10 protein-coding genes are annotated in these 12,941 nt (G+C 60.5%); 3 read left to right on the forward strand and 7 right to left on the reverse strand.

The window, feature by feature from the left end:
- The first annotated feature begins 15 nt into the window (after positions 1-15).
- Positions 16-1,548, forward strand: coding sequence for an NADH-quinone oxidoreductase subunit M (gene nuoM / locus J5M66_RS14860; protein ID WP_016775285.1), 1,533 nt, complete (start codon positions 16-18; stop codon positions 1,546-1,548).
- A gap of 7 nt (positions 1,549-1,555) precedes the next feature.
- Positions 1,556-3,019: an NADH-quinone oxidoreductase subunit NuoN gene (gene nuoN / locus J5M66_RS14865; RefSeq protein ID WP_024013420.1), complete on the forward strand. Its 1,464-nt coding sequence runs from the start codon at positions 1,556-1,558 to the stop codon at positions 3,017-3,019.
- Between the two features lie 252 nt (positions 3,020-3,271).
- On the opposite strand, the gene J5M66_RS14870 is transcribed toward nuoN, so the two are convergent.
- The 6 genes from J5M66_RS14870 to J5M66_RS14895 are packed head-to-tail and all read right to left on the reverse strand — an operon-like array spanning position 3,272 to position 9,224.
- On the reverse strand, positions 3,272-5,014 hold the full coding sequence (locus J5M66_RS14870) for an ABC transporter substrate-binding protein (protein WP_101159117.1): 1,743 nt from the start codon (positions 5,012-5,014) through the stop codon (positions 3,272-3,274).
- A gap of 47 nt (positions 5,015-5,061) precedes the next feature.
- Entirely contained in the window at positions 5,062-5,334 is a 273-nt protein-coding gene (locus J5M66_RS14875; RefSeq protein ID WP_038861868.1) for a DUF2160 domain-containing protein, read from the reverse strand.
- 10 nt (positions 5,335-5,344) lie between these two features.
- Positions 5,345-6,145: a carbohydrate ABC transporter permease gene (locus tag J5M66_RS14880; protein ID WP_073471306.1), complete on the reverse strand. Its 801-nt coding sequence runs from the start codon at positions 6,143-6,145 to the stop codon at positions 5,345-5,347.
- Between the two features lie 9 nt (positions 6,146-6,154).
- Positions 6,155-7,021: a sugar ABC transporter permease gene (locus tag J5M66_RS14885; protein WP_007912484.1), complete on the reverse strand. Its 867-nt coding sequence runs from the start codon at positions 7,019-7,021 to the stop codon at positions 6,155-6,157.
- On the reverse strand, positions 7,018-8,130 hold the full coding sequence (locus tag J5M66_RS14890; RefSeq protein WP_041477087.1) for an ABC transporter ATP-binding protein: 1,113 nt from the start codon (positions 8,128-8,130) through the stop codon (positions 7,018-7,020). Before J5M66_RS14890 ends, J5M66_RS14885 begins: the two co-directional genes overlap by 4 nt.
- Positions 8,130-9,224, reverse strand: coding sequence for an ABC transporter ATP-binding protein (locus J5M66_RS14895; RefSeq protein WP_125918071.1), 1,095 nt, complete (start codon positions 9,222-9,224; stop codon positions 8,130-8,132). Before J5M66_RS14895 ends, J5M66_RS14890 begins: the two co-directional genes overlap by 1 nt.
- Before the next feature lie 320 nt (positions 9,225-9,544).
- On the opposite strand from J5M66_RS14895, the gene J5M66_RS14900 reads away from it, so the two are divergent.
- A complete protein-coding gene (locus J5M66_RS14900; RefSeq protein WP_207808119.1) occupies positions 9,545-11,380 on the forward strand; it encodes a sigma-54-dependent Fis family transcriptional regulator in 1,836 nt (611 codons plus the stop codon).
- Between the two features lie 162 nt (positions 11,381-11,542).
- Here J5M66_RS14900 and cysS read toward each other — a convergent pair whose 3' ends face one another.
- Positions 11,543-12,925, reverse strand: coding sequence for a cysteine--tRNA ligase (gene cysS, locus J5M66_RS14905; RefSeq protein WP_122612129.1), 1,383 nt, complete (start codon positions 12,923-12,925; stop codon positions 11,543-11,545).
- Between the last annotated feature and the right edge of the window lie 16 nt (positions 12,926-12,941).

Consider the following 12,941-nt stretch of genomic DNA (forward strand, 5'->3'; position numbering starts at 1 on the left):
GGAAACGAGCCCGTCATGATTCTGCCTTGGCTAATCCTGATCCCCTTCATCGGCGGCCTGCTGTGCTGGATGGGTGAGCGCTTCGGCGCTACCCTCCCGCGCTGGATTGCGCTGTTGACCATGACCCTGGAACTCGCGCTCGGCCTCTGGCTGTGGGCCCACGGTGACTATTCATTCGCACCGGCGCCGGGCGCCGATCCGACCTGGGCGCTTGAGTTCAAGCATGTCTGGATCCAGCGTTTCGGCATCAACGTGCACTTGGCCCTCGACGGCCTGTCGCTGTTGATGATCCTGCTGACCGGTCTGCTGGGTATCCTCTCGGTACTCTGCTCGTGGAAAGAGATTCAACGTCACGTTGGCTTCTTCCACCTGAACCTGATGTGGATCCTGGGCGGTGTGGTCGGCGTGTTCCTCGCCCTCGACCTGTTCATGTTCTTCTTCTTCTGGGAAATGATGCTGGTGCCGATGTACTTCCTCATCGCGCTCTGGGGTCACAGTTCTTCGGACGGCAAGAAAACCCGGATCTACGCAGCGACCAAGTTCTTCATCTTCACTCAGGCGTCCGGCCTGATCATGCTGGTGGCGATCCTCGGTCTGGTGCTGGTCAACTTCAACAATACCGGCGTGATCACCTTCAACTACGCCGACCTGTTGAAAACCAAGATGTCGATGACCACCGAGTACATTCTGATGCTCGGCTTCTTCATCGCCTTCGCGGTCAAGCTGCCAGTGGTTCCGTTCCACTCCTGGCTGCCTGATGCTCACGCCCAGGCACCGACTGCCGGTTCCGTCGACCTCGCCGGTATCCTGCTGAAAACCGCGGCCTACGGTCTGCTGCGTTTCGCCCTGCCGCTGTTCCCGAACGCTTCGGCCGAGTTCGCGCCGATCGCCATGACCCTGGGTCTGATCGGAATCTTCTACGGCGCGTTCCTCGCGTTCGCGCAAACCGACATCAAGCGTCTGATTGCCTTCTCTTCCGTTTCCCACATGGGCTTCGTGTTGATCGGTATCTACTCCGGCAGCCAACTGGCGCTGCAAGGCGCAGTGATCCAGATGCTGGCGCACGGTCTGTCGGCAGCGGCGCTGTTTATCCTCAGCGGTCAGTTGTACGAGCGTCTGCATACGCGTGACATGCGTGAGATGGGCGGTCTGTGGTCACGTATCGCTTACCTGCCGGCGATCAGCCTGTTCTTCGCGGCGGCGTCGCTGGGCTTGCCGGGCACCGGTAACTTTGTCGGCGAGTTCCTGATCCTGATCGGTTCCTTCGCCAGCGCTCCATGGGTCACGGCGATTGCCACTTCCGGTCTGGTGTTCGGTTCGGTCTACTCGCTGATCATGATTCACCGTGCCTACTTCGGCCCGTCGAAATCCGACGCGGTGCTGCACGGCATGGACGCGCGCGAACTGATCATGGTGCTCGGTCTGGCGGTGTTGCTGATTTACCTCGGCGTCTACCCGCAACCGTTCCTCGACACCTCTGCCGCCACCATGCATGGCGTGCAGCAGTGGCTCGGCACCGCCTTCTCTCAACTCGCTTCGGCCCGGTAAGAGCGCTATGGAATTCACGATTCAACACTTTATTGCGCTTGCGCCACTGTTGATCACCAGCCTCACCATTATCGTGGTGATGCTGGCAATCGCCTGGCGCCGCAACCACTCGCAGACCTTCCTGATTTCGGTGGCGGGTCTGAACCTGGCCCTGCTGTCGATCCTGCCTGCGTTGAAAGTCGCGCCTCTGGCCGTGACCCCGTTGCTGCAGATCGACGCGTTTGCCTGCCTGTACATGGCGATGATCCTGGTCGCCACCCTCGCCTGCGTCACCCTCGCCCACGCCTATTTGGGTGATGGCGGTTCGGGCTACCCGGGCAATCGCGAAGAACTGTACCTGCTGATCCTGATGGCCGCCGCCGGTGGTCTGGTGTTGGTCAGCGCGCAGCACCTGGCCGGGTTGTTCATCGGTCTGGAACTGCTCTCGGTACCGGTCTACGGTCTGGTGGCTTACGCCTTCTTCAACAAGCGTTCGCTGGAAGCCGGCATCAAGTACATGGTGCTGTCGGCCGCCGGTTCCGCGTTCCTGCTGTTCGGTATGGCGCTGCTCTACGCCGACGCCGGTTCGCTGAGCTTCGTCGGCATCGGTCAGGCCTTGGCTGCAACCGGTCTGCCAAGCCCGCTGGCGCAACTGGGCCTGGGCATGATGCTGATCGGTCTGGCGTTCAAGCTGTCGCTGGTACCGTTCCACCTGTGGACGCCGGACGTCTACGAAGGTGCTCCGGCACCGGTGGCGGCGTTCCTCGCTACCGCTTCGAAGGTCGCAGTGTTTGCGGTGATGGTGCGTCTGTTCCAGCTCTCCCCTGCTGCCAGCAGTGGTGTGCTGAGCGATGTGCTCAGCGTGATCGCGGTCGCCTCGATCCTGTTCGGTAACCTGCTGGCCCTGACCCAGAGCAACCTCAAGCGTCTGCTCGGTTACTCGTCGATTGCGCACTTCGGCTATCTGCTGATCGCGCTGGTGGCGAGCAAGGGTCTGGCGGTGGAAGCCATCGGCGTCTATCTGGTGACTTATGTCATCACCAGCCTCGGCGCGTTCGGCGTGATCACCCTGATGTCGTCGCCGTACAACGGCCGCGACGCTGACGCGCTGTACGAGTACCGCGGCCTGTTCTGGCGCCGTCCGTACCTGACCGCCGTGCTGACCGTGATGATGCTGTCCCTGGCCGGCATCCCGCTGACCGCCGGCTTCATCGGCAAGTTCTACATCATCGCCAGCGGCGTCGAAACGCGTCAGTGGTGGCTGGTCGGCGCATTGGTACTGGGCAGCGCCATCGGCGTTTTCTACTACCTGCGCGTGATGGTCACCCTGTACCTGATCGAGCCTAACCTGCGTCGCCACGACGCCCAGCTGCACTGGGAACAGAAGGCAGGCGGCGTGATGCTGCTGGCCATCGCCCTGGTCGCATTCTTCCTGGGCGTGTACCCGCAGCCATTGCTGGTGCTGGTACAGCAGGCGGGTCTGGCGGGCTGATTGCTCGGCTGATCTGGCTGGAATGGAAACGGCACCTTCGGGTGCCGTTTTTTGTTTGTAGCAGAAGTCGATATCGCCGGCGTTTGTGCAAGCGTCATCGCGGGCAAGCCCGCTCCCACAGGTGTGTGTGTCGCTCATAGCATCCGGGTGCATCGCACACCCAGCAGGAGTGAGCCTGCTCGCGAAAGCGGCAGATCCGGCAGCAAAAAAAACGGCACCTTCCGGTGCCGTTCGCTTCTCACATTTCCAACATCACTTGCGCGCATCCGCCCAGGATTTAAGCAGTTCGCTATAGCTCACGGTTTCGCCCTTCGGCTTCTCGTTGGCCAGTTTCGGTTTCGGTGCGCCCGGTTGATCGAACCAGTATTGCGCATCGCGTTCCGGGTTCATTTTCGGTGCGCACACGGCCTGGGCCTTGGAGCGTTCGAGGCGTTCCATGATGCGGTCCTGATCCTTGGCCAGGCCATCGAGCGCTTGTTGCGGTGTTTTCTCGCCGCTGGCGGCTTCGGCGATATGGCTCCACCACAGCTGAGCGAGACGTGGATAGTCGGGCACGTTGGTGCCGGTCGGCGACCATTGCACGCGGGCCGGGCTGCGATAGAACTCGACCAGACCACCGAGTTTCGGCGCCAGATCGGTCATGGCCTGCGAGTTGATGTCCGACTCGCGAATAGGTGTCAGACCGACGATGGTTTTCTTCAGCGAAACAGTTTTCGACGTAACGAACTGCGCGTACAGCCACGCCGCGAGTTTCTGTTTCTCAGGCGTGGATTTCATGAACGTCCACGACCCCACGTCTTGATAGCCGAGCTTCATGCCCTCTTCCCAATACGGGCCTTTAGGCGACGGCGCCATGCGCCATTTCGGCGTGCCGTCGGCGTTGACCACCGGTAGGCCGGGTTTGGTCATGTCGGCGGTGAACGCGGTGTACCAAAAGATCTGCTGGGCGATGTTGCCCTGCGACGGCACCGGGCCGGACTCGGAGAAAGTCATGCCGGCCGCTTCCGGTGGTGCGTATTTCTTCAGCCAGTCGACGTATTTCGTGGTGGCAAACACCGCCGCCGGGCCGTTGGTGTCGCCGCCACGGGTCACGCTGGAGCCGACCGGGTGGCAGTCCTCGACGCGGATGCCCCACTCGTCCACCGGCAAGCCGTTGGGCAGTCCCTTGTCGCCGCCACCGGCCATGGAGAACCAGGCATCGGTGAAGCGCCAGCCCAGCGACGGGTCTTTCTTGCCGTAATCCATGTGGCCGTAGACGCGTTTGCCGTCGATTTCCTTGACGTCTTCGCTGAAGAATTTGGCGATGTCTTCATAGGCCGACCAGTTCACCGGTACGCCCAGCTCGTAACCGTACTTTTCCTTGAACTTGGCTTTCAGATCGGCGCGCTCGAACCAGTCGGCACGGAACCAGTACAGGTTGGCGAATTGCTGGTCGGGCAGTTGATAGATCTTGCCGTCCGGCGCGGTGGTGAAGGAGATGCCGATGAAGTCCTTGATGTCGAGGGTCGGCGAAGTGAAGTTCTTGCCTTCGTTGGCCATCAGGTCGGTGATCGATTCGGTCTTGCCGTAGCGAAAGTGCGTGCCGATCAGGTCGGAGTCGTTGACCCAGCCGTCGTAGATGTTCTTGTCCGACTGCATCACCGTCTGCATTTTCTCGACCACGTCGCCTTCCTGCAGCAGGTCGTGGGTTAGTTTGATCCCGGTGATTTCGCTGAAGGCCTTGGCCAGCACCTTGGACTCGTATTCGTGAGTGGTCAGGGTTTCCGAAACCACCTTGATGTCCATGCCGCGAAACGGCTCGGCGGCCTTGATGAACCACTTCAATTCTTCGAGCTGCTGTTCGGCCGTCAGGGTCGAGGGCTTGAACTCGCTGCCGATCCATTTTTTCGCAGCATCTTCGTAGGCGTCGGCCCAGGCAGATGCGCTCAGACCGCTGAGTGCCAGCATGGCTGCCAATGAAATGCTATGTCGCAGCTTATTGTTTTTATCGAACATAGAGACCTCCTGTTTAAGTTGTGGAGCCGCGTTGCCGAACGATTCGACTAGCCCCAACGCATCACAGCCAACAGCCACACCAGGGACAACGCGGACGCTACCCAGATGCTCCAGTCGGTGACGCCGATTACCAGCAAATGCAGGTAGGCGCTGCCGAGAAGACCGATAAACAAGCGATCGCCACGGGTGGTGGCAATCGGCAAAAACCCTCGCCGCAGAATGCTCGGCGAGCGCAATTCCCAGGTGGTCATGCCCACCAGAATCAGACCGATGCCGATGAAGAACGCGGCGGTCGGTGTCGTCCAGCTCATCCATTCCATCATCAGCTCCTCAGACTCGACCGAGGGCAAAGCCCTTGGCCACGTGGTTGCGTACAAACCAGATCACCAGCATGCCCGGCAGAATGGTCAACACCCCCGCCGCCGCCAGCACGCCCCAATCGATCCCCGACGCCGACACCGTGCGCGTCATCACCGCCGCAATCGGCTTGGCGTTGACCGAGGTCAGCGTGCGCGCCAGCAGCAGCTCGACCCAGGAAAACATGAAGCAGAAAAACGCCGTGACGCCGATACCGGAACCGATCAACGGGATGAAAATCTTCACGAAGAACTTGGGGAAACTGTAGCCGTCGATGTAGGCCGTTTCGTCGATCTCCTTGGGCACGCCGGACATGAAACCTTCGAGAATCCACACCGCCAGCGGCACGTTGAACAGGCAGTGCGCCAAAGCCACGGCGATATGCGTGTCGAAAAGGCCGATCGACGAATACAACTGAAAGAACGGCAGCAAGAACACCGCCGGCGGCGCCATGCGGTTGGTCAGCAGCCAGAAGAACAGATGCTTGTCGCCGAGGAAACGATAGCGTGAAAACGCGTAAGCCGCCGGTAACGCCACGCTCAGGGAAATCACCGTGTTGAGGCTGACGTAATACAGCGAGTTCAAGTAGCCGGTGTACCAGCTCGGATCAGTGAAGATCACCTTGTAGTTCGCCAACGTGAATTCCTGTGGGAAAAGCGTCAGGCCGCCGAGGATTTCGGTGTTGCTCTTGAACGACATGTTCAGTAGCCAGTAGATCGGCACCAGCAGGAACAGGATGTAGACCAGCAACGGAATAAGCTTTTTCTTGCTCATGGCCGGGCCTCAGCGGTTGGCGTCGGAGTGCGTCATGGCGGTATAGAACAGCCAGGACACCAACAGGATGATCAGGAAGTACACCAGCGAAAACGCCGCTGCCGGACCGAGGTCGAATTGCCCTACAGCCATCTGCGTCAACGTCTGACTCAAGAACGTCGTGGCATTGCCCGGCCCGCCACCGGTGAGCACGAACGGCTCGGTGTAGATCATGAAACTGTCCATGAAGCGCAGCATCACCGCGATCAGCAGCACGCTTTTCAGTTTGGGCAACTGAATGTGGCGGAACACTGCCCAGGCCGAGGCGCGATCGATGCGCGCGGCCTGGTAATAGACGTCGGGAATCGCCCGCAGGCCGGAGAAACACAACAGCGCGACCAGAGAAGTCCAATGCCAGACGTCCATCACCAGCACCGTCACCCAGGCGTCCATGGTGTTGGCCGCGTAGTTGTAGCTGATGCCCATCGCGTTGAGGCTGGAACCGAGCAGGCCGATGTCGGCGCGGCCGAAGATCTGCCAGATGGTGCCGACCACGTTCCACGGAATCAGCAACGGAATCGCCAGAATGATCAGCACCACCGAGGACCAGCGACCCTTGGTCGGCATGGTCAGCGCGACGGCGATGCCCAGGGGGATTTCAATCAGCAACACGCAGGCCGAATAGATGAACTGGCGCAGCAGCGAATCATGCAGACGCGGGTCAAGCAGCACTTGCTTGTACCAGTCAGCGCCAACGAAGTAGCGGCTGGACTGGTCGAAGATGTCCTGCACCGAATAGTTGACCACGGTCATCATCGGGATCACCGCACTGAACGCCACCAGCAGGAACACCGGCAACACCAGCCACCAGGCCTTGTTGTTCTGCACCTTGTTCATGGCTGCACCTCCTCGTCGCTGACTTCCAGGAGAAACTCATCGGCATAGACCATCAGCCATTGCGCCGGAAAACTGATGTAAGCCGTGCCTTGAGGCACCGGTTTGTCTTCAGCCAGGCGCACCTTCAACGGCGCGCCGTCGAGGTTGAGGGTCATGATCTTGTAGGTGCCGAGGTCTTCGACGTGTACGACTTTTGCCTGCATCGCGTCGTCAAACGGCTCGTCCCACACATGAATGAATTCGGGGCGGATGCCGACCTTGAGATTTTTCCACTGGCCGTGCTCGATATGGCGCTGCAAGGCGTCGGACAGCGGCAGGTGCGTCGAGGCGAAACCGACACCACCGGGCTGCGGCTGCACCTCGATCAGATTCATCCCCGGGCTGCCGATGAAATAGCCGACAAAGGTGTGGCTCGGCCGCTCGAACAATTCCCGTGGCGTGCCGAACTGGACGATCTGGCCGCCGTACATCACCGCGATCTTGTCAGCGAAGGTCGAGGCTTCGAGCTGATCGTGGGTGACGTAGACCATGGTGATGTTGAACTGCTCATGGATCTGCTTGAGCTTGCGCCGCAGTTTCCACTTCAAGTGCGGGTCGATCACCGTCAGCGGCTCATCGAAGAGGATCGCCGAGACGTCATCGCGCACCAGACCACGGCCCATGGAGACTTTCTGCTTTTCGTCGGCGGTGAGATTGCGCGCTTTTTTGCTCAGCAGATTCTGCAGATCGAGCACTTCGGCAATTTCCTGCACCTTGCTGTGCACTTTCGCCTCGGCCATGCCCTGGTTTCGCAGCGGGAAGGCGAGGTTGTCGAACACGGTCATGGTGTCGTAGACCACCGGAAACTGGAAAACCTGGGCGATGTTGCGCTTCTCCGGCGTCAGGTCATTGACCGCTTTGCCGTCAAACAACACATGGCCCTGGGACGGGCTGAGCAGGCCGGAAATGATGTTGAGCAAGGTCGACTTGCCGCAACCGGACGGGCCGAGCAAAGCATAGGCGCCGCCCTGCTCCCAGACGTGATCCATCTCGCGGATCGCATAATCCTCGGCGCCGCTCGGGGTTTTGCTGTAGCTGTGGGCGAGGTGTTGCAAACGGATTTCGGCCATCAGGCAACCCTCGCGACACGCCGGCCCGGTGCTTGCACCAGACGGCCCTGCGCATCGAAAACGAACAGTTTGTGGGTCGGGATATAGATGCGGATCGGCGCATCGACGTCGTATTCGTGAACCCCGGGCAAGTGCAGCACCAGCAGGAAATGCTCGTTGCGCACATGCAGGAAGGTTTCCGAACCGCTGATTTCGGCGACCTCGACGGTCACCGCCAGTTCGAGGTCGTCATCGTTGCTCGGCACCAGTGAGATATGGCTGGGGCGCACGCCGAAGCGGAACTCGCCCTCGCCTACCGGGCGCAGATCGACGTTCAGCGGGAAGTGCACAAAATTGGCGAAGCTGACTTCGTTGCCGGCGATGCGTCCGGGCATCAGGTTGATCGGTGGTTCGGAGAACAATTCCGCCGCCAACACGGTTTGCGGCTGGTGATAGACCTCGGTCGACGGCCCGCTCTGGATCACCCGGCCTTCGTGCAGGATGGTGGTGGTGCCGCCGAGGGCCAGCGCTTCGTTGGGTTCGGTGGTGGCGTAGATGGCGATGGTGTGGCGGGCCTTGAACAGCTCGCGCATTTCCTGACGCAGCTCTTCGCGCAGCTTGTAGTCGAGGTTGACCAGCGGCTCGTCGAAGAGGATCAGTTCAGCATCCTTGACCAGCGCGCGGGCCATGGCCGTGCGCTGCTGCTGCCCACCGGAGAGCTCCAGCGGATAGCGCTGCAAGAACTTCTCGATGCGCAGCATGCGTGCGGTTTCCTGCACCTTGCTGTGGATGATCTCTTTCGAGATGCCGGCCTGGCGCAGTGGCGAGGCGATGTTCTCGAACACGGTCATGGTCGGGTAATTGATGAACTGCTGATAGACCATCGACACGTTGCGCAGCCGCACCGGGCGCTGGGTGACGTCGACGCCGTTCATCAGCACGCGGCCGCTGTCGGGCTTGTCGAGGCCGGCCATCAGACGCATGAGGCTGGTCTTTCCGGACAGCGTGCGCCCGAGCAGAACGTTGAAGGATCCGGGTTCGAATTTCAGGCACGCATCGTCGATCCAGATCTGGCCCTCGACGGTACGGCTGACGTGCTCCAGGGTGAGTGACATGGCTCGGCCTTTTTTATTTTTGGAGTCAAGCGACCGGAGCAACAGAGCGACATTCGTGCCAGAAATGGCAAGTGCTTGATTTGTCTTGAGAAGCAGTGTTTACGGGGGCAAGCGGCGTTCACAGCTGAACACTTTTGAACAGTCGGGGTGATTGACAATGAACAATAGTGAACAACACTCTATGCACGCTTTTGCCCAATCCTCAATGCAAATGGATCCCCTGTGGGAGCGAGCCTGCTCGCTCCCACAGGGGGTTTGTGGAGTTTTGAAGATCGGGTTCATAACAATAATAAAATCGCTGCACTCAGAGGCTCGCCCCCATGGCCGCACCTGCTTCGCCGCTGTCCCACGACGCGATCGTCCAGACCTCCTGGCAACGTTGCCGCGCGTTCGGCCTCGACCACCAGAGCGCCCCGGCCTTCGATCAATTGCCCGCCGCCGGCATTGCGCGGTTGCTCGACAGCCATCATTCGCTGGTGCAGACCACGCATCAGGAAGTCCTGCCCTACTACGAAAACATCCTCAGCAATTCCAACTGCCTGATCATGCTTGCCGACAATCAGGGCCAGGTGCTGACCTCGTGGGGCACACAGCGCTTTATCGAGCCGAATCTGGCCCGGGGCTTTCAGGCCGGGGCGAGCTGGATGGAGCGCAGCAGCGGCACCAATGCGATCGGCACCGCACTGGCCTGTGAGCAGGCGGTGCACATCGAACACGATGAACACTTCCTCAAGGCCAACCGCTTCATGACCGGCTCCGCCGCGCCGATTTTCGACGCCGAGCGCAAGGTCATCGCCGTGCTCGATGTCTCCAGCGACAGTTACCTGCCGCCCTCGCACACCCTCGGAATGGTCAAGATGATGAGCCAGACCGTGGAGAACCGGCTGATCCTCAACCTGTTCCATGGCCAGCATTTTCAACTGACCTTCAACACCGGGTTGAACAACCTCGACAGCCAGTGGGCCGGGTTGTTGATTTTCGATGAGAGCGGACAGGTGCTGTCGGCCAATCGCCGTGCCGACAATTTGCTCGGTGTGCGTTTGTCCCGCGTCAGCGTTGAAAGCCTGTTCAAGGTGTCGCTGCTGGAGCTGATCAACCAGCCCGAAGGTCTGCCGTTTGCCTTGCAGACCTCCGGACGCAACCGTTTCCAGTGCTTGCTGAAACGGCCGAAACAGGCGCCGGTGCAGGCGCGGGTATTTGTCGCCGAGGACAAGCCTGCGCCAGCCAGCGCGATCAGCCTCAATACCCTGCATTTCGGCGACAGTCGCGTGGAAAAAGCCGTACGCCAGGCCGAGCGCTTGCTGGAGAAGGACATTCCGTTGCTGATTCACGGTGAGACCGGCGTCGGCAAGGAAGTCTTCGTCAAAGCCTTGCACCAGGCCAGTTCCCGGCAAAAACAGGCGTTCATCGCAGTGAACTGCGCGGCGATCCCCGCTGAACTGGTCGAGTCCGAGTTGTTCGGTTACGAGAAAGGCGCGTTCACTGGGGCCAACCAGAAAGGCAGCATCGGCCTGATCCGCAAGGCCGACAAAGGCACGCTGTTTCTCGACGAGATCGGTGACATGCCGCTGCCAACTCAGGCGCGTTTGTTGCGCGTGTTGCAGGAGCGCTGCGTGCAGCCGGTGGGCAGCAGCGAGTTGTTTCCGGTGGACTTGCGGATCATTTCCGCGACTAACCGATCGTTGCGCGAGCAGGTACAACTGGGCCGCTTTCGCGAAGACTTGTACTACCGCATCGGCGGCCTGACCCTGGAGCTGCCGCCGTTACGCGAACGCAGTGACAAGCAGGCGCTGTTCAAACGGCTGTGGGAGCAACATCGCGAGCCGACGCAATGGGCGGGGCTGAGCCCGGAGGTATTGGAGCTGTTTGAAAAGCACCCGTGGCCGGGGAATTTGCGTCAGGTCAGCAGCGTGATGCAGGTAGCGCTGGCCATGGCCGAGGAACAACCGGTGCGGGCTGAGCATCTGCCGGATGATTTTTTTGTCGACCTGGAGATGGAGCCGGTTGAGACGGCGGCGCCGCTGGGGCTGGATTTGAATGATGTTGAGGCGTTGAATCGGGAGTTGAAGGCGGCCGGGGGGAATATTTCGCATCTGGCGCGGCGCTTGGGGGTTAGCCGGAATACGCTGTACAAGAGGTTGCGGCAGGCTGAATGACCCACAGGGCATTTGCGTCGTGCATTGAAAGTCGATCGTTCCCACGCTCTGCGTGGGAATGCAGCCCGGGACGCTCTGCGTCCCTACAGAGCCGAACGCGGAGCGTCCGTTGAGGCATTCCCACGCAGAGCGTGGGAACGATCATGGGAGGGGCTGTGGGCCTCAGTCAGCCAGACGCCAGGTAGTCCCACCCTTGCCATCTTCCAGCACCACACCCATCGCCGTCAGCTGATCACGAATCCGGTCCGACTCGGCCCAGTCTTTCGCCGCCCGAGCTGCCAGGCGCGCCGCAATCAGTGCATCGACTTCAGCCGCATCGACCCGCCCTTCAGCGCCGGCCTGCAGGAAGTCATCCGCCTCCAACTGCAACACACCGAGCACACTCGCCAGTTCTTTCAGACGTGCCGCCAGCCCCGCCGCTGCATCGAGATCGCTCTCACGCAGACGGTTGATCTCACGGACCATCTCGAACAGCACGGCGCAGGCTTCAGGGGTGCCGAAGTCATCGTTCATCACCGTGGTGAAACGCTCGACAAACGCTTCGCCGCCCGCCGGCGCCACGCTCGGCAGGCCTTTCAACGCGTGGTAGAAACGCTCCAGTGCGCCCTTGGCGTCCTTGAGGTTATCTTCCGAATAGTTGATCGCGCTGCGGTAGTGGCTCGATACCAGCAGGTAACGCACGACTTCCGGGTGGTACTTGTCGAGCACGTCGCGGATGGTGAAGAAGTTGTTCAAGGACTTGGACATCTTCTCGCCATTGATGCGAATCATCCCGCAATGCATCCACGCATTGGCGTAGGTCTTGCCGGTGGCCGCTTCGCTCTGGGCGATTTCGTTTTCGTGGTGCGGGAACTCCAGGTCGCTGCCGCCGCCATGAATATCGAAAGTCTCACCGAGGCAGCAGGTCGACATCACCGAGCACTCGATGTGCCAGCCCGGACGCCCGGCGCCCCATGGCGATTCCCAGCTCGGCTCGCCCGGCTTGGCGGCTTTCCACAGGACGAAGTCGAGCGGGTCTTGTTTCGACTCGTCGACCTCGATACGTGCGCCAATGCGCAGGTCTTCGATCTTCTTGCGCGACAGCTTGCCGTAGCCCATGAATTTGGCAACGCGGTAGTACACGTCGCCATTACCTGGCGCGTAAGCGTAGCCCTTGTCGATCAGGGTCTGGATCATCGCGTGCATGCCAGCGATGTGATCGGTGGCGCGCGGTTCCATGTCCGGCTTCTGGATGTTCAGGCGCGCTTCGTCTTCGTGCATCGCGGCGATCATGCGCTCGGTCAGCGCTTCGAACGACTCACCGTTCTCGCGGGCGCGATTGATGATCTTGTCGTCGATGTCGGTGATGTTGCGCACGTAGGTCAGGTCGTAACCGCTGAAGCGCAGCCAGCGCGTCACGAGGTCGAACGCGACCATGCTGCGGCCGTGGCCAAGGTGGCAGTAGTCGTACACGGTCATCCCGCAGACGTACATGCGCACCTTGTTGCCATCCAGCGGCTTGAAGACTTCTTTGCTCTTGCTGAGCGTGTTGTAGATCGTTAGCACGTTAGTTCCTTGACTC

Origin of the sequence: Pseudomonas sp. 67(2021) (assembly GCF_017491835.1) — a bacterium.
GTDB lineage: Bacteria > Pseudomonadota > Gammaproteobacteria > Pseudomonadales > Pseudomonadaceae > Aquipseudomonas > Aquipseudomonas atacamensis.